The organism is Micromonospora sp. CA-249363 (assembly GCF_050950185.1).
In the GTDB taxonomy this organism is placed as follows: domain Bacteria; phylum Actinomycetota; class Actinomycetes; order Mycobacteriales; family Micromonosporaceae; genus Micromonospora.
The window spans coordinates 1,608,718-1,626,080 of record NZ_CP192020.1 but is presented as its reverse complement, the minus strand read 5'-3'; the positions used below and the strand labels follow the sequence as shown (position 1 = coordinate 1,626,080).

The window sequence follows — 17,363 nt, the reverse complement described above, 5'->3', positions numbered from 1 at the left end:
CGTATTTATCTACCAAAAGCGATTTGCACGTCGCCGCGACCCTTGACGCGTACGAAGCGACGAATGATTTCTACGATTGCGTCATCAAACGCTGTGCCGCCCGAGTGGATTTCCAGCACGACAGTTCCGCTACCAGCAGCGCTATTGCTTCTGCCAGTCAGAGGAGTCACCTGAGCGCCACGATTCAGGCTCAGCAGCTCAGGACCACGCTCACCAACAAGTGCCAGACCCGAACCTGTGATGGTTCCACCCTTAGCCAGGAATGGAATGTTCGGAGTACCGAAATGCGCTGACGGAATGCTCATGCCGAGGAACGAGCCGCCACCGATGGTGAAGCTCAGGTTGTTCCACTTGCTGATGATCCAGTTCAGACCATTGCGGAAGGCATTCTTGAAGCCATCGAACATGCCTGAGGCTGCGCTAGAGATCTTGCCCTTTAGACCCTTGATCATGCTGACAAAGGCGCTGATCTTGCTGCCTACCCAATTCAGGGTCGATGCGGCAATCTCGCCTACCTTGCGCCAGGTGCCCGAGAAGAGCGCCCACCAGGCTTGTACGCCTGAAACGAGCATGCCAATGGCCCACTTCCAACCGCCAACAATCCAGTTGAAGACGAACTCAGCAGCAGCCTTGATGGCTCCCCACACGGTATTCCAGATCGTCTGAAACCATGTCGTCTTAGTAGCGATCAAAACAATTGCTGCGACCAGCACGATTATCGCCAGAATGATCCACGTTCCCGGCCATGACCACATCGATAGGTTGAGTACAGTCTGAACAACCGCCCAGATCCGCATAGCAACAACGATGGTGTAAATGGCACCAGCAAGAGCAGCGATACCGGCAGTCAGCGGAACAACCCAAGAGGAATTCTTAGCCAGCCAACCAAACGTCTTTTCGATAGTCGGGATAGCCTGCGCCAGTGTCGTTACCAAAGCCTGCTGTGCACGACGCTTGAAGCTCTCAAGCTTCGCACCAGCGCTTTGCTCAAGTGTCTTGCCTGCCGCATCCGCAGCACCAGCCACGTTGCCTAGCTGTCCTACAGCCTTGCTCGTGTCCATAGACAACAAGGCCTTTTGCATGTCCTCAGACTTGGTACCGAACAGGCCTACTGCAATCTGCGCACGCTGCGCCGGATCTTTGATTCCCCGTAGCTTGTCCAGAACAGATCCCAGGGCAGCAGTTGCCTTAGGTCCACCAGCAGCCACTGCCTGAGTCATTGACTTAGCATTCAAGCCAAGTGCCTTGAAGGCCTCAGCGCTGGTCTTAGAGCCGTCCTGAGCACGGATAGCGAATTCCTTCAAAGCATCCGCAGCAACGTCAGAGTTACGAGCACCACCAGCAACAGCCTGCGACAGCAGACCCATAGAGGTAGTGGCGTCTAGACCTAGCTGACGGAAGATGACCGGATATTCAGTGAACGTGTCTAGAAGATCCTGCTGCTTGTTGACACCCTGCTGTGTTCCTCGGGTCAGTACGTCAAAGGCCTCTTCCGCAGACTTCGCCATACCCGTCTTGAGCATGGTGGAGACAGCCGCAGATACCTTGTCTGACTCCTCAGTCATGACGGCACCAAGAGTCATGACCTTTGACGACACAGCCTCGATAGCTGCGTTGCTCGCATCCGATGGGACTAGAGCATTCTGGATGACACCCTTGATGGCATTAGTTGAATCCTGAATGGACTCACCTAGACCCTTGGCATACAGAGAGCCTGATACCTGGCCTAGCTTGGCAGCAACCTCAGGAGTAGCGCCTACCTGTGCTGCAAGCAGCGCATCAGACTTGCTCTTTTCCAGAGTGCCAGCCAGACCAGTAGCCAGACCAGCAGCCAGTACGGCACCAATCGCGGCACCAGCAACAGCCGCCTTACCTCTAATGTTGTCGAAAACCTTAGAAGCCTTATCCTTGGCGAGGACGTTAAAGACTACGCTTGTATCAGCCATCAGAACTACCCTCGCTCAGCTTCTTTCAGTTGTTTTTGCAAAGCCTCCAACGAGGCACACATGTCTTCGACTTCATCCATGGTCAGATCTGCCCAGTCTTGAGGATGAATGCTCAATTCCGCAGCAGCGGCAATCCACCACTTTTGCTTTAGCTCTTCGACCCTGCTTTTCCCAGGCCTTCCGGAGCTAGCGCCATAGCCATTTCGATTGTCTCGCGCTCTTCGGCAGTCAGCTTGCCTGTCTTGTCGGCATCAACAAGCATTCGGCCAAACTCTTCCTTGGTGAATTCAACCTTCAGTTCATCCATCATGAATTCAGGCATGTCCTCAAAGCGCAGCGTGTGATGATCCCTACGCAGGCAATGCCAGAGCATGACTCTACGGGCACGTACGTCACCCGACTGAACACCAATTGCGAACTGATCCCAGGGACCACCGAAACGCTTCTGTAGGATCTCTGCCTCAGACGACCTAATACGACCAGGACTAAATTCCCAAGTCTGCGCCTCTTCGCCTTCCGGCGTGTACGTAACAATCATCGTGTGTTCCTCGCGATTCTCTTTGCAGTCTTCTCCATGGCCTCTAGAACGGCCTTGCGATACTTCGCTGCGTTGTCTTTGATTGCCCTATCGAAATAGCCGGGCTGGCCTTCCTGCTGCACCCACACGTCACGGCCGAACACCTTGTGTCGCCAACCGCCTAGCCTGTTAAGGCGCTTAGGTGCGTGTGTGAAGCCACGTACGCCAGGTGTGCGCTTGATACGCAGACGGGCACCAGTAGCCTTGCCAGATAGCCGAGCCTCAGCCTTCAAGCCCTTCAGGACTTGTGTACGCAGACCAGCACCCTCTACGGGCATCCCGCCTGTCTGCATAGACATCAGTGCTGAGCGGACTTCTGACTTCGCAGGCTCTAGCGACTGGCGCATTTCCCTAGCCAGATCTCGACGAAGAGCTTTTCCGTCTGCCTCGTGCTTCAGTGCCCTACCCAAAGCCTGTAGCGCCTGCTGATCTACGCTCAGCTCAATCATGACTATCAGGCCGTTGCGCGAGTGACAGCACCAGAGGTCGGGTAGGAAACCTTGACCGACGCGTCGTCACCGACGTTGCCGCTAATAGGTGCCCATTCCTTGACCAGGACTGATCCTGTGTACTTAGGGTTTGATGTGCCTACGGACGCGTTCGATAGTCGGACTTCAAAAGTTACGACTGTGCCGAACAGTGCCCACATAATCGAGTCAAGCGCAGAAGCAGCAATATCCTGCTTGAACTCAATCGACAGGCCACCTGAACGCAGACCGCCTAGGACTTCCTTCCAGCCACCAGAGCCGAAAGTAGTAACGTCCTTCTCGTCAACCTCAGTCGTCAGCTCAATGCTGTTCGTGTAGGTAGACAGGTCCGTACCGTTGATTGCCAGGTACGCGGCAGTAAGAACCATCTTTGCCATTGGAAGCTCCAAAAGGTAATAAGAAACCCGGCACTCGCTATGAATGCCGGGCTGTGAGATTGCTTGGGATTAGGCCACGCCTAGAGCCACCATGAACAGGAAGCTAGGAGTAGTGCCGGAAATGGTGTAGCTGACCCTGTAGTAGGTGTCAGCGCTTGTAGTTGCAGATCGGAGGATCTGACTTCCAACGGCTGTAGCCGCAGCGAATGAGAGACGAGTAACCGGAGAGGCAAAGCCGGCGGCATCGTCAGAGTCGACAGTCACCGTCAGGCTTGGTGAGCCAGTGCCAGCCACAGACAGGACGTGTAGCGCCGCGTAGAGCTGCTTGCCGGCAGGGACGGCTACGGCCTGCACGCCTGGTGCGCTTCCTGTAGCCGTACGAGCTGTGCCAGGACTGTGCAGGGAGACACCCCGTACCAGCGGCCAGGTGCCTGAGGCCTCTGCCTTCCACGGAGCTACGTCACCAGGCTTGCCGCCAACCTCGTAGGAGGTCCGTAGGGCGTTGGTGAAGTACGCCAGGTTGCCTGCGCTCGCTGCGGTAGGGCAGACGGTCCAGGCACCAACAGCACCCAAGCCAGACCAGGAAGCATCGTCCACCTTGGACGGATCTCCTGACTCCCACTGACCCTCACCTGAGATCTTGGTTGAGGCCAGGCCTCCTAGAACTTCCTTCCAAGCGGGCTGACCCTCAACAGGGTTGAAGGCGGTTACCTCTCGCTCTTCACGCTCACTCGATAGCTCGACCTTGTTTGAAACTCCGGTTAGGTCAGCAGCACCAGCGAAAATACGCGTGTTGTGCAATACGAACTTCGCCATTGCTAGTCACCTACGTTCTTTCCTAGAACCTCTACGACGATCTCAGCGCCGAAATAGGCCTGCTCGTCGCCAAACTTGTATTTGCGGTAGCCCTGAATACGCTTGATAGAGAAGTCATCAGCGGCACCGTTCAGGGCGTACTCCCCTGGCTCGCCTCTAGCGGCATTGAGCGCAGCCCTGACGGACTTAGGTCCGGTACGAGACAGCAACTCATCTAGAAGCTTTTGGCCTGACTTGTCATCAGCAGACGAGACAAGGACAAGGCACGTGATCGTGGCTTTGTCGTATCCGCCGTAAGACTGGTTTGTGTCTAGCTCGACATCAGCCGGGAAGAAGCACGGCACGTTGACCGAATCCGGGTAGTAGCCGTAGCAGACAACACCAGGGATAGTGTCGACAGCGTTGGCTAGTTCCTTGCGTACCTGTGAGACGTTCATGGCTATCACCCAAATCCTGGTGACATGAACGGCCAGATAAGCGCCTCAACGTCAGGGTCAATCTTGCCTAGGCGGATGGCTCCCCATTCGGAGTTACCAGCAACGCCCTGAGGAGAGTCCTTACGCATATAAAGCCTGTTGGCCTGAATTAGCGTGGCTCTCTCGATTTCCTCAGGAACAGCAGGGAAGCCAAAGCGGGCTGTAACCCGCACACGTACGCCGCTGCTGCTTGACCAATTAGAGAAGGGCAGAAGTAGCCGGCTAATCGGCATTCCACGCTCTAGAGCGTTCTCAGGTCCCGTCTCGTAGCCTGTGACTGTCGACCAGGATGAGGCTCTACCTGTCTCGACCAGCAGGCCTGTCAGGCTGCCGATGTCATCGACTAGAAGCCACTCGCCTTCACGGTCCACGTAGGTCCGGCCGGCGGTTGAGTAGGTACGGCTGGTGATCGTTGCACCCAGGGCAAAGCCACCAGGACTCTTAGAACACTGCCGGTCAATCTGACGAGAGGCAGCCAGCAACGGTGCCGTCATGGCTTCATCCCGTGTCTCGTCATCTTCTGGGATGGAGCGAAACTCCTTGAATAGCTCAAGGCTTGCGTAAAGCGTTGAAGACATGGCTGACCGCCTCCCCTCTCATTTACGTAGTGGTCTTGCGTGGTGTGGATGCTGTCTGCTTGCGAGGGTTAGTAGCGGTACGGCCTTCAGGCTTTCCGTTCTTCTTCATCTCGTGAGCGCGAATAGCTGCGTTGACTTCCTTCACACGCTCATCAAGGCCACGAACTTCATAGCCTCTGCGCTCTTCCTCAAGAGCAGCAATCCACGAATCCTTTTGCTCGGTCATAAGAAACTCCTTGACATAGCAGTGAGAGGCCCATCCAAAAGACAGGCCTCTCACTAGCTAGGGATTATCAGAAGGTTGGCGTTACCAGACCAGTGCCACCGATCTTCGCTACACCATTGGTGTAACGGCGGAAGCTGTAGGCAAAGTAGCCGTACATAACCAGCAGGACACCCAGGCTTGCCGCAGCAGCCTGCTCAGCGCGGATGAATACCGGCGCGTTAGGGTCTTCCCAGAGGTGGCACTCATCAGCCGCAACAACGTAGATCTCATCCTCATTGGTGCCAGCACCAAGGTTGGTAGCGATATTCGCATCAACAACCACGAGGTTTCCGTTAGGCAGAACGCCACGAATACCCTTGCTGTAGCCCTCTCCGTTGTTTGTACCAACAGACTGAGCAGGAACAAAAGGCTGAGCGATCATAGGCCACTTGCTCATTAGCTGAGACTGGAACCAGTGCCAGCGGCGAGGGTGCATAACGATGTGACTTGGAGTTGCCTGAGCCAGAAGCGCAGTCTCAACAGCCGAGTTGGCTGCCAGCATCTTCGGGTACAGCTCTTCACCAGTAGGAGAAGCGTCTGTGTAGGCAATAGCCTGAGCAACAGCAGACAGACCAGTAGTAGCCTGGTTGATCAGAGTGCTGTCAAGCTTTGTGGCGTAGTCACGGAAGAGGTCGTTCATCACAATCTCTTCAGTGCCAGTGCCACGCTCGATTGCCTGACGAGAAAGCGTCTGCTGACCAGCCGCAGTCTGCACGTTCTCAGTCAGAAGAGTGTCATCCATGTTCGTTTCCGACACGGCTGAATTCTCAGACGCCTGAAGCGCAACAGACGAACCAGTAGTGATACGGCTGATGTTGACCGTCATGCCCTTCTCGGGAAGGTCATGCTTGTTGCAGATGTCAGCGAATGGACGCAGAGCCTTTACGGTCGGTGCGTACATTTCGGTTAGGTACTGAGGAACAACCAAACCCGAGAAGTTGCCTGTGCCAGCAGCACGCTCTAGGTACTGGCCGCGCTCTACACGCTCTTCCTGCATGTGACGTGAAAGGCGGTGGTCTGCCTCTGCGTCACGGTAAAGGAACTGGTTAGCAAGGTCGCGCACGAACTGAGAGCCCTTGCGGTCTGTGTCCTTGCGGTAGGTACGCTCTTCGGTTCCTACGCGGGCTACACGGTCATAGGCAGGCTTAGCAGCACCAGTAGCACTACGCTCGCCATAGGCCTTCTCGTTGGCCTCCTGGTCAGCCGCAGCAGCACGGGCAGTCTCAAGGCGAGCCTTTACAGTCTCGATTTCCTTCTTAGCCTGCTCACGCTTCGCTGTCAGCTCACGAACCTGCTTCTCCTCATCCTCGGAAGCGTTAGACCGGTTGTCAGCCTTGCCACGCTCGATGATGTGGACGATTTCAGTATTGGCGCGCTCACGGTCGCGCTCTGCCATCTTCAGCTCTACTTCAAGAGACTGAATAAGTTCAGTTACGTTCATTTTAGTTTTCACTTTCGCGTGAAGGGAAATGGAAAACCCTTCCGCACGCTTCTGCGTCACTACCGGTCTGATCTGCCGGCTTGATCCGTAAAGCTGCTCCCTGGTCTGATTGCCAATACGAGCTTGCGGTTTATGGGCGGTATGACGGCACTACTGATCCATGTCAAGCAGGGCTTCAAGTAGCGCAAAACTGCGACCAGTAGGCGCAGAAGTAGTAGGAACATCGGCCACACCACGCAGCCGAGAATTAAGACGCTCAACAGCCGCGCGTGCGGCACCAAGCGGAAGATGCTCTAGGTCCGACATGATTTCTCGGGACCTGGCAGCAATAGACGTGTGAGGGTTAGAGCCGTAGTTGACTGCGGACACGTCGCCTCTGTGAAGGTCAAGCTGAGTAATGCGGAACTCTGAGAAATCGTCGCTCCACTCCCCTTCCTCAACCAGGAAGGCAAAACTCATTTGATCGATGTTGCGATCCTCGATAGCCAGAACCAGATCCTTGACGTCCTGGCGCTCAGGATTGAGCAGAGCTATCGAACGCAGACCTAGAGCGTCTACAGACAACTCAAGCGTCTTGTTGGTTGTCCGAGCCATGGTCACGCCTCTGTGGTTCACCAGGAACGCGACATCAGGATCAGCGGCTAGCGTCTTGTCGAATGCTCGGGCATCAATAACCTCGTTGTAGCCACCGAACATGTCCCAGATCTCATAGGGCTTCTCGACTACAGAGGCGTAGCCGTCTAGCTGATAGAAGCTCTTGCCGTCCCGCTCGATGAGGTTGGCGCGTAGCTGCTTGGCCTCAAAGCCCAGTGAACGAGCTGCACCACCAGGCGCAGCGTTGGCACCAGGACGTGTGCCCTGTGCTCCCAGAGCAGCCGCACGCAGGCTTGCCGCCTGCTGGTGTGCTGTAGAGATAGTCATGACGTAGCCGCCTTTGGTTCAGGAGTGCGATTCGGCGCACCAAACAGCCGATCGAATTCGGCTAGCTGAGAATCGGTATACGGAGGAAGGTTGTCCTGTTCCCTAGACTCACTAGGGGTCAGTTGCCGTGAACGGATCTTGATTTCGTTCATCTCGGCTCGTGTCTTTGGGTCCATCCGCAGCAGAGCGTCTGAATTCAACTTGACGTACTGCGGTGAAGGGGTCAGCTTCGTTAGCTTGTTCTCACGGCGGATGATTGCAGGTCCGAGATTCATGATGAGGAACTGAAGGTTCCGCTGTGTGATGCTCGCGTAGGTCATGTTGCTGCCACCAACAGCCGCGTCGATCAGGTCACTCGGGCAGCCAAAGAAGCGGGCAATCTCGTTGAGTCCATATCTCTTGGCCTCAAGCCATTGAGTCTGGCTGTCTACCGCCTGAATAGGCGTGTACTCCCAATCCTTGCCGTGTACAAACACGTCGCCAGAGTCGACAGTCGCCTTAAACCTCGCCTTGGCCTCTGCTGCCTTCGCAGGATCAACAGTCTTCTCATTGTTCTTCAGGATGGCTGCTGGAATCGCGTTGCCATCGAACCAGTCTGTTGCGTAGTCCTGAATCGACAGGTACTCACCGATGGACAACGCCGCGTACTGGATTGGTGAGAGTCCGTACGGCAGACCAGCTACGGTGTACTGCTTCTCATGCCAGATGTCGGCAGGATCGAACGTCTCACTACCGACCCGATAGCTAAGCTGTCCACCCCGGTAGACGACTGTCACCTCATTCAGCGGTAGCAGCTCGATCCTGTTTGGCAGGCCTCTACCGTTCCGCTCAGTGATCAGGCCAAAGGCGTTGCCAGCCCGGTCTAGGTCAACCTGAGTCGAGTAAAGCCATTCCTGCATGTCGCAGTTGTCGCCACCAGGATTGATCAGCACAGGAGGCTTAGAGACTTCCAACTGCTGTCCGTTGACTCTGCGAAAGACATCAACGGGCATTGTCGAGATCAGGTCTGCTCGTAGCCTCAGGCATGCCCAGACTGCGGAGTGACGTAGAGCTGAGTCGTTAGTGACGTTCACCCTGCCCTTACGGCCTGAGCTAGAACGAGGCGGAATCAAATCCTGCGCCTGCTGGCTGATATTGGCGTGACGTTCCTCTCTTGTGAAAACGTCACGGACTCTTTGAGTAAAACTAAGCACAGCGACCCTCCTAACCAAATGAATCGGATAGGTCGTAGTCGCCAGAGCCGACCGAATCCTTACGAGTTACATAAGCCCACCGGGCTAGCAATGCGGCAGTGAGGAAGCTGGTATCAACCTCTGAACGTGCCCGGTCGAAATACCAGACATCACGAGACGTACGAGTCCGGGCACCTTCAACCGCTAGGTCTAGCCTGTTCTCTTGCCTGTGGCGGAATGACTTCTCAGTCACGGCGTTCACGAACTGAAGGCACGCAGCTACGTAGTCAGGTCCGTTGACTGCGGCCAGGTCTCCTGGCTCAGGCTCGTCAGGATTCTCAGGAACCGTGAGCTTTAGAGGAGCTAGCTCAAGCGTGATTGCTTTCAGCGGGGAATTCGGATCGATGCCGATAGCAATGAGCTGATCACCGTACTTTTCCTTGATTTCAGCCAGGTAGCCAGGCACCCAAGAGACACCAGGATCAGCCCGGATAATTTCTAGATGCTCTGTCTCATCCTCACGGACACCCCAAAACGCGACAGCGGATTGAACCTTGTTGCCGACTCCCCACGCACAAGCACCAATAGCAAACTTCTGCTCGTCTGCTGGCTCTGAGTTCGCATCGGCTAGAGCATTCCAAGCCTCAGTGCTGATCAGGTGGTTACCAGCCTTCACAGGCCAGACACCTAGACGCTCTCTGGCGAACGCAGCTCGTGAGCTTCGCTTTAGCTCAGCCTGAATAGTGCGATCCTTGATACGTCCGTATGCAGGGTTAGCGTCAGCCCAGAGCTTCTTATCGGCCAGGTCTAGTTCGTCTACCGGAATCTCTGCACCGATAGACCATTCAAACCAGGCTAGGCCTTCCTCGCCTGCATGCCCTGCCTCACGTAGCCGGCTGAACGGACCATCAACCCCTGCCTTCTCAGGAGGAGTCGAGACGAACCACGTTTGCGGATTAGGTCTAGCCGCTGCTGTGTAACCGAGCGCTGCCTCATCCTCGTCGGTGTAGTCGTAGGCCTCGTCATGGATTACCCGGTCAATAGTCTTAGACCTGGCTGCGTTTCCTCGGGCACACACCATGAGGCATGCGCCGGTAGTCAGCGTGATCCTGTGTGAACCATTCTTCTTGCGCAGCCATCCCCTAGCTAGCTTCTTCTTGAGCCCTAGGCTGGCAGGGGAATTCTTGATGAACTCCGCTACCTCAAGTAGCACAGCCTCAGCGTTCTCAAGCCGCTGTGAAGTCAGCAGGATCTTTTCGTGGAACAGGAACAGCCCTGCCAGGATCAGCACGATCAGGACGAACGTCTTACCGTTCTGCCTAGGCACTACAAGGCCTACGGTGTGCGCAGCCCAGATCTTTGTTTCTAGGTCATCCGGATCAGGAATCTCGGCAAGCGAGGTACGCAGTACGTACTTCTGCCAAGGGTCAAGCCTGATACCTAGCTTCTCGGCTAGCCGGATTGCTTTCTCACCAGCAGTCCAGCACTGAGCCTCAGGGACGTTGCCGATCCTTGGAGTCTGGTTGCCTTTAATCTTCGTTGAGGAGGTCATCTAGATCAGATCCCTCCTCGTCTGCGCCCAGCCTGTTAAGCCGGTCGATAACGTCTGTCAGTTGCTTTGAGAGCCCTACAGCGTCTCTGTCAGAGGCCAGGGCAAGACGTGCCGTCAGGTGAGCCCTGAGAGCTTCTAGGGCTTCCGCGTGAGTGCCAGTCGAGACGATCTCCACAAAGTCAGGTGTAGCCGTCTGCTCTTGCTCGCTCATGGCTCACACCTCCTTGGGGGGATAAAAAATGACTTGGCACGGGGTGATCTAGCCGGCTGATTCTTAAAAAATCTTGGACAGCCGAGACTTGATGCGATCGATGGTCACGACCAGCCATGTAAGAGCAGCGTCTAAGAACGCCAGAGGGTTGCTAGGCATAGCTGTTACCACTTCCTAGATGTGTTCAGAGGAGCAGGCACAGGCCCATTGCCTCTACTTGAGTTGCACTTCTTTCCACACGTAGGACATCCCTTCACTCCGTGAGCAGGACGCTTGTTGTGTGGGTCGGCTCTGTCCTGGTCTGGCTTCACAGAGACAGGGATGAGGTAGTCAGCAGTAGTAGCGCCGTCGTGCTTACAGATGTGGCAGACGTACTCATAGAACTCAAGACAGATCCGCTTGGCTTCTAGGTAGGGACCTGAGTGCATCCAGTAGTAGTGCTTCCTGTCAGCCATGGCCCTACCCGCTATTCTGCTGTAATCGCTGCTTGACTCTGCGTGCTCTAATGGCAGCGTGGAACGTGACTGGTTTGACTGGGCGAGCCTGATCTTCAACATGACTGCGACCAGTGCAGGCCTCATAGGTTTGTTCGTCGCTGTTCGTGCGTACAAGGTCGCTAAAGCGCAACACCGTACCTCATTTGACTTGCGCATACTGGAGGAGCTTGAAGAAATTCTTTTCAATCCAAAGTTTCGCGACGAATTCAGCCGAATTTACGACGCACATCTAGGCGACGACCATAGTATCGACATCGGACCGGTAAGGCGGCTCTTCGATTCATACGGAGTCAACTACCGCTTGGATCGATTCTCACAGAATCGGCGGCGCGGGCTGAAGCTGTGGAACTACTTCACACATGCAAAATTGCATCGTTTCATTATCGAGAGCCCTGCCGAGGGGACATACCTTCGCTACTCGGAAAATCGCTCCTATTGGGCGCTGTTCCGGCTATCCACGGAGCTTGAAAAGGCAAGACTAAGCTGTCTGGACTAGGTTTTTGTTTGAAATGAGGGAGGCGCATCAATCGTTGCACCAGCCGTGCGCCCCTACCTCACTTGTCGAACCACTGACGGATGACTACCCGCTGCCAAGTCTCTAGTTCAATCCCGAGATCACGAGCTAGCTTGATTACTTTGTCGCTAGGACGCTTGCCATTGACCTTGGATACCTTTGGAGATCCGGTAAGAGCAAACGCCGCAGCGGAGCACGGGTTGATGTCCACCCACTGCCCATCAACCCGTAGCTCTGCCTTAGAGAAGTTCAGCTTTTCAGGGCCAGGCTCACCAACCATGACAGGTCTAGTCTTACCGATCTCAACGTCACGAGAGTAGCTACACGTTTCTGTGTGCTTAGTGTTCATCCAATCAGGCCAACTGTTCGCAGGAACCCTCACGCTGATCTCACGGCTAGCCGGAGTGTTGGTCAGCTTGTCTAGGTACAGGTGACCGTCACGCCTTAGGAATTCGTTCGCTACAAGCGTGTAGGTGTCGCCAGCCTTCTTCACCCAGAGGATTGAGACGTTCTCTACCTCTAGGCCATAAGGCTTCAACCACTCCTCTAGGTCCGGCATGCGGCCGGCTCTCTCATTGGCTGTCTTAGGCGTAGCTGTAGCTACGATCTCTGTCCATCCATCTGATGTCATTGTCTTGCTCTCCTCTGATTCTGATGAAATGAGGGAGGCACGGGAGGAGAGCTGAAATCAGCACCGCGCCTCAACCTCAAACCTTCCCACCATTCCAACCTGACGCCGCCTTTATATGCGCGCATCCGTCTTTCTGCTCTCCCACTTATTCCTTACTGACGTAGCACCCTTGAATAGGGCTGCAAACGCCTATTTGTGACCAAGATCATGAAGAGTTTGATTCTGCCTAGTGCCGATTGCTTAGACGTAAGCGCAATACGTCTAAGAGGAGCACTGAATGAATTGCGATTGGGCAGACCCGCATAGCGCTGATTACCGCGCTGACCTTGTTTCCACTATCGAGAAGGTGCGGGATCTCGTAGCCGCCTTATCTCGCAACGAGTGGAACGCACCTGTAGAGCCGGCAGACCTAGAGTCTGAGCTGTATCTCTTCCTGTTCCGTAAGCCAACCCTGCTGAACGCTAAGCAATCCACGCTCTTTGGCACCCTGTATAGGCACGCTGCGGATCTGTGCTTCAGACAGCGTAAGCAGGCTGGCGCAGTGCTCATCGGCCGAGACGCGCTAGGAGCAATTCTGAGGGAATGGAACAGCATGCCTAACTACGTCTGGGAAGTAGTGCACGGCCCGACGTTCTCTAAGGCTGCTGGTGGCCGATATCTAGAGCTGTTGACTCAGGTCTACCGTGACGGCTGTAACCCGTTCCTCATGAGCAAGCCAGATCAGCGAACCATCCTGCGTGCCCTAGACAGGCTCATTGAGGTGCTAGCCGATGTCATGTGCGGCAGGCCTGAGAGCTTCGACGTAGCCAAGCACGACCAGGCGGCTACGGAGCTTCCCTACGCGGCTCTAGACGATGATGAGACGTTCATGGGACACCAGGGCACCTACGCCTGTGCGGAAGGGCACGAGATCACGGCCAGGCTCGCTGTGAGGCCTCCACAGCGCCTAGGCATGGAACGTGTCTACGGTCATCGTCACTGCGCCTGCGGCGAGGAGCTAGCGCTAGCCGCAGTGTGACCCATCAGGTACAGGTAACCGGGATCTAGTGAGAAGGCTCTTAGGGCTTCCTCTACTAGATCCCGGTACTTCTCTGTCTGAATTGGCTTGGTGTCGTTCTTGTAGGCCTGTGCTTCTGCCTTGCGCCAGGCTCGATGTCCGCTCTTAGCCTTCTTGCAATCCTCGCAGCGGCACTTGTGATAGTCATACATGTACTTGGTGCCATGGACTGCACCTGCTCTGTTCTTTCGCACCCAGCCTTCTGAAATCTTTTTGTTGAGGCGGTACTCCGAATAGTTCCGCCTGCACTCGTCACAGCGGCAGGCGTGCCCGACGTAGGCGTAAAGGGTGCCGTGCTCAATGGGCTTGCTCATGTCTATTCTCTCGGAATTAGAAAGGCTCCCCACACGAGGCAGGGAGCCCTTACGTTGTTGTCTGTCTGGTCACCACTCGTCCATGCCCTCAAACACTGAGCTGAAGTCTGTGATTGCGTCTTGCGTTGCCTCTGCCTGAGTCGTCTGCGCCTGTCTCTTGGCTGTAGCGAACTCCTGACGCTTGCGCTTCTCCTCAGGGCTGTTCCACTGCTGCACACGCTGATTCCTGCTGGTGCCACATGGGGCAGAGCGCTTGCGTGTGGCAGCCTTAGGAGCGTTTGCATGGCGCACGAAAGGCACGTCGCACAGGAAGTACTCATTACCTCCGTGCACCTTGCTCTGTCTCTCCGACAGAATCCAGCCCTTCTCCTTAAGCTCCTTGAGAAGCCTCTTCACAGTCGACACTGACATGCCTGACTTCTCGGCAATGGTGTCTTGATGCGGGAAGGCGCTATTGAAGCCACCCCAATGAAACTTAATGATGGAGTACAAGCCGTACGCTGGCGCGGATACCTCGCCTGTAGCAAGAGCCTGCATGAGAGCGTAGGGAACCATGACGAACTGCGATGACGCAGGATATGTAGTCTCGTTGGACATGATGCTATTCCTTCAATTTCGATCTAGTGATTCGGTTCCTCGTCTCAGGGCCGGCAAGATGTGAAGCCTGCCGGCCCTTTCACATGAGATCGAAAGAGGAACCGCACGGAGCACTTGCCCCATTCACTTAACTATAACGGCAGTTTGATCTTGGAACTTCCCTCGTTACCAAAGCTTAATTCTCGTCAAGATGTCAGCTACTTACAGTTATTCTCGACAAGTGTTAGGGGTTGCCTCTGGTGAAACAAGAGAGGAGACAACCTAAAGCCTCTGAGAGGCTTTCTAAGGCTCCGAGAAATCCCTACCCATGCACGGACACCTAAAGAGGCCTGTTAGGCGCTCAGAATCGCTCTCAGAGGGCAGGGCGGCGCGGGAAAGCCTGTCGCGTAGCCGCTAAGCGCTCTTTAATCCGCCCGCAGGAGCGTGCGCTATCTACATCCTCCGGATTTCACTTCAACGAAGTTGAAACGGCGCAAGCCGGAGGAGCGTAGCGACGAGGCGCAGTGCCTTTGCTTCTTTCGGAGAAAGAAGGGTGTTGCCCCTATAAAGATCTTTTAAGATCTAGACTCTTATGACACGTCTCAGATTTGAGCGATGCACATAGCTCAGATATGGAACAAGAGCAGGTCAGAGGCCTTGTATTTGCTCACTCAGCTCAGTTCTGGCATAAGAGCAGGTCAGGGCATGCAAAAGGCCGGCAACCCCTGAGGATCACCGGCCCTGTGCGGACATGTCAGCGGCTAGCCGCCTTCAAGCGCTTTGCCATATCACCGGTCCAGATCACCAGGGTTTCCACCTTGGACGCACGAGGCTTGAGGACAGTCGCGTAATTACTAAGAGTGATCTTGTCCCGGTGCTGCTCGATGTAGGCGTTAGCCGCATCAAACTTTTTGCCGTCAAGCGGAACAGAGGCAAACACACGGATTTCTGAATCAAGCAGCAGCTTGCGCCTGGCGTTGTGGTCTGCGTCTTCCCACATCTCCGCGTATGTCTCGCCAGTACTGCGGATCTCTTCACGCTCTTCAGTGTCTGGCATGGCGGACAGCTTGGTAATACGCGTTTCAAGCGCCTGAATCTGCGGCTGCAACAGCTTTGCGAGGTTGGCAGGCTTCTTGGCTGCCTCTGCGTAGAGGTAGGCGTAGGACTCCTCAGCCTGCGCTAGTTCCTGGCGGTGAGACTGCGCCGGAATCTTGACCTTCTCCAACACTTCAAGGTGCCCAACCTGAGACAGGAATACGGATTCAACGTCTGCCTCTAGCTCATCGAGCGGAACGGCCTTTGCCTGGCACTTGGTGTCGCTGTTCTGCGTCTTCAGGTATCCCCATGAGGAACGGCATCCGTAGTAGGCGAACAGTCCCCACTTGGTTTTTTGGCGACGCATATACATCCGCTCACCGCAGTACGGGCAGAAGGCAATCTTCAACAGCAGGGCTGCGTTCTCGGTACGGGTGGAGCCATCGTGTACGGCAGTCTCATCAAGCTTGGCCTGCAACAGGTCAAACGTCTTACGGTCGATCAGCGGATCAGCGCGCTTTATCGGCATGCCGTCCGGACCGTGCACAGGCTCACCGGCTAGCTCGGTCTGACCAAGCAGGGCACGTGAGCGCAGCATGTCTCTGATCGTCTTGGAATTCCACAGAACAGGCTTGGTCAGCCGATCACCCTTACGGACCTTCTGGCCTTCCTCCACACATGCGCCCGCGTGCTTAGGAAAGAGCTTGACCGTTACGGCCTCAGAGCCATTCTGCGGAGTGATGGTCACTTCACCCTCACCGAGACTCACGATGCCGGCTACAGGTGCCCTGGTGGCCTTGTCGGCAAGCTGGATTCGGTATTCACGAGGGCTAGGAATCCCCTGATCGTTGAGGTGCCGCATGATGCTCATCTTTGACTGACCGTTAATCACACGGTCAATGATGTCTAGGACAACCTCAGCGGTTTCCTCGTTGTGGACTAGCCGCCACTCGTTGCCCCGCTTCTCAGGGACGAGGTGATACGGGAACATCCCTCCACCCCATCGACCACTAGCCCGCATGAAGGCCTTTGTGTCTCGGTTACGCTCCCTGATCACGTTCGCTTCCATCTCGGCGGCGAAAGCAAACAGCATGAGCATGAGCTGAGTGATGGTGTCCAGCGGCCCATTGCGGAAGTCAAGGATCATGCGTGGTCCGCCACCAGGACCAACGGCGAAGATAATCAGCTTCCTGTTCTGCACAGCCCATTCCGACAGCTTGTGCATGTCTCGCATGCTGCGGATGGCTCGGTCTGCTCGTGACCACACGATGCCGTCATAGGCACCAGGACGCTTGAGCCAGGCACCAAGCTCGGGGCGTTCGAACGGGCTGAGCTTGATGGCAGACACGTCTAGGTCACGTGCCCACCCGATGATCTGGCCTCCCTGCTCTGCCCCCGCAGTCTCTACGTCTGCGGTCTGGCGTTCGGGTGAGGTGGAGGGATCAGCCTCGCCACGGTGACGAGACAGGCGGACGGCTCCTAGCAGGCGCAGCGTGGTCATGGCTGCTAGAGTAGGTGCTTCTACAACCTCAATACAACGCAACGGCGTTCGTCAGGTAGATCTGGCCCGGGTCGAGACCGGCGTCGTCGACCGCCCGGCGCAGCAGCCGACCCGCCGGACCGACGAACGGCAGGCCCTTCTGGTCCTCCATGTCGCCGGGCTGCTCGCCCACGAACACCACGCGGGCGCTCTCGTCACCCCGCCCGAAGACGGTCTGCGTGGCGTCCCGGTACAGCTCGCAGCCGCGACAGCCGCCCGACGCCGCGCGCAACTCGTCGATGGTGTCGGCATCGGGAGGGATGAACCGCTGGGCACCGGGGGCGTCGTCGGTCTGCTCGGCCATGCCGACTGTTATATACCTGTTCGGTAGGCGCTGCCGGGTACGCCCCGGGTGAGACCCGGCGACCCCGCGTCAGTA

Annotated in this window: 16 protein-coding genes and 1 pseudogene; 2 read left to right on the top strand and 15 right to left on the bottom strand. The window is 55.8% G+C overall.

Annotated features, from left to right (window positions below; genetic code table 11):
• Positions 1–5: 5 nt before the first annotated feature.
• The 11 genes from ACQPZK_RS07590 to ACQPZK_RS07540 all read right to left on the bottom strand — a co-directional run bounded on the left by ACQPZK_RS07590 (position 6) and on the right by ACQPZK_RS07540 (position 10,820).
• Positions 6–1,946, bottom strand: coding sequence for a phage tail tape measure protein (locus ACQPZK_RS07590; protein WP_433537599.1), 1,941 nt, complete (start codon positions 1,944–1,946; stop codon positions 6–8).
• Positions 1,947–2,094: 148 nt separating this feature from the next.
• Positions 2,095–2,484 carry a hypothetical protein gene (locus ACQPZK_RS07585; protein WP_433537598.1) on the bottom strand — a complete coding sequence of 130 codons (390 nt, stop codon included), beginning with the start codon at positions 2,482–2,484 and terminating at the stop codon, positions 2,095–2,097.
• Between the two features lie 493 nt (positions 2,485–2,977).
• A complete protein-coding gene (locus tag ACQPZK_RS07580) occupies positions 2,978–3,388 on the bottom strand; it encodes a phage tail tube protein (RefSeq protein WP_433537597.1) in 411 nt (136 codons plus the stop codon).
• Between the two features lie 818 nt (positions 3,389–4,206).
• The gene (locus tag ACQPZK_RS07575) at positions 4,207–4,641 is read right to left on the bottom strand and encodes a hypothetical protein (protein WP_433537596.1); all 435 of its coding nucleotides are present in this window, start codon (positions 4,639–4,641) and stop codon (positions 4,207–4,209) included.
• Between the two features lie 5 nt (positions 4,642–4,646).
• Positions 4,647–5,258, bottom strand: a complete 612-nt coding sequence (locus ACQPZK_RS07570) for a hypothetical protein (RefSeq protein ID WP_433537595.1) — start codon at positions 5,256–5,258, stop codon at positions 4,647–4,649.
• A 22-nt stretch (positions 5,259–5,280) separates the two neighbouring features.
• Positions 5,281–5,484 (bottom strand): hypothetical protein, encoded by a 204-nt coding sequence (locus ACQPZK_RS07565; protein WP_433537594.1) that lies wholly within the window; start codon positions 5,482–5,484, stop codon positions 5,281–5,283.
• Positions 5,485–5,551: 67 nt separating this feature from the next.
• Positions 5,552–7,024 carry a hypothetical protein gene (locus tag ACQPZK_RS07560; protein ID WP_433537593.1) on the bottom strand — a complete coding sequence of 491 codons (1,473 nt, stop codon included), beginning with the start codon at positions 7,022–7,024 and terminating at the stop codon, positions 5,552–5,554.
• A gap of 90 nt (positions 7,025–7,114) precedes the next feature.
• Complete coding sequence (locus ACQPZK_RS07555; protein WP_433537592.1) at positions 7,115–7,885, bottom strand: HK97 family phage prohead protease; 771 nt, start codon at positions 7,883–7,885, stop codon at positions 7,115–7,117.
• The gene (locus tag ACQPZK_RS07550; RefSeq protein WP_433537591.1) at positions 7,882–9,078 is read right to left on the bottom strand and encodes a phage portal protein; all 1,197 of its coding nucleotides are present in this window, start codon (positions 9,076–9,078) and stop codon (positions 7,882–7,884) included. Before ACQPZK_RS07550 ends, ACQPZK_RS07555 begins: the two co-directional genes overlap by 4 nt.
• Before the next feature lie 10 nt (positions 9,079–9,088).
• Entirely contained in the window at positions 9,089–10,609 is a 1,521-nt protein-coding gene (locus ACQPZK_RS07545; protein WP_433537590.1) for a hypothetical protein, read from the bottom strand.
• On the bottom strand, positions 10,587–10,820 hold the full coding sequence (locus ACQPZK_RS07540) for a hypothetical protein (RefSeq protein WP_433537589.1): 234 nt from the start codon (positions 10,818–10,820) through the stop codon (positions 10,587–10,589). The genes ACQPZK_RS07545 and ACQPZK_RS07540 overlap by 23 nt, the downstream gene beginning before the upstream one ends.
• Positions 10,821–11,333: 513 nt before the next feature.
• On the opposite strand from ACQPZK_RS07540, the gene ACQPZK_RS07535 reads away from it, so the two are divergent.
• Positions 11,334–11,813, top strand: coding sequence for a hypothetical protein (locus ACQPZK_RS07535; protein WP_433537588.1), 480 nt, complete (start codon positions 11,334–11,336; stop codon positions 11,811–11,813).
• A 58-nt stretch (positions 11,814–11,871) separates the two neighbouring features.
• Here ACQPZK_RS07535 and ACQPZK_RS07530 read toward each other — a convergent pair whose 3' ends face one another.
• Positions 11,872–12,462 carry a hypothetical protein gene (locus ACQPZK_RS07530; RefSeq protein ID WP_433537587.1) on the bottom strand — a complete coding sequence of 197 codons (591 nt, stop codon included), beginning with the start codon at positions 12,460–12,462 and terminating at the stop codon, positions 11,872–11,874.
• 346 nt (positions 12,463–12,808) lie between these two features.
• On the opposite strand from ACQPZK_RS07530, the gene ACQPZK_RS07525 reads away from it, so the two are divergent.
• The gene (locus ACQPZK_RS07525; protein WP_433537586.1) at positions 12,809–13,480 is read left to right on the top strand and encodes a hypothetical protein; all 672 of its coding nucleotides are present in this window, start codon (positions 12,809–12,811) and stop codon (positions 13,478–13,480) included.
• 422 nt (positions 13,481–13,902) lie between these two features.
• Here ACQPZK_RS07525 and ACQPZK_RS07520 read toward each other — a convergent pair whose 3' ends face one another.
• From ACQPZK_RS07520 to ACQPZK_RS07510, 3 genes and pseudogenes are all read right to left on the bottom strand, one after another.
• Positions 13,903–14,430 carry a helix-turn-helix domain-containing protein gene (locus tag ACQPZK_RS07520; protein ID WP_433537585.1) on the bottom strand — a complete coding sequence of 176 codons (528 nt, stop codon included), beginning with the start codon at positions 14,428–14,430 and terminating at the stop codon, positions 13,903–13,905.
• A gap of 733 nt (positions 14,431–15,163) precedes the next feature.
• Positions 15,164–16,945: a recombinase family protein gene (locus ACQPZK_RS07515; protein WP_433537584.1), complete on the bottom strand. Its 1,782-nt coding sequence runs from the start codon at positions 16,943–16,945 to the stop codon at positions 15,164–15,166.
• Between the two features lie 40 nt (positions 16,946–16,985).
• Positions 16,986–17,288, bottom strand: a pseudogene (locus tag ACQPZK_RS07510) (uracil-DNA glycosylase family protein); the annotation flags it as partial.
• Between the last annotated feature and the right edge of the window lie 75 nt (positions 17,289–17,363).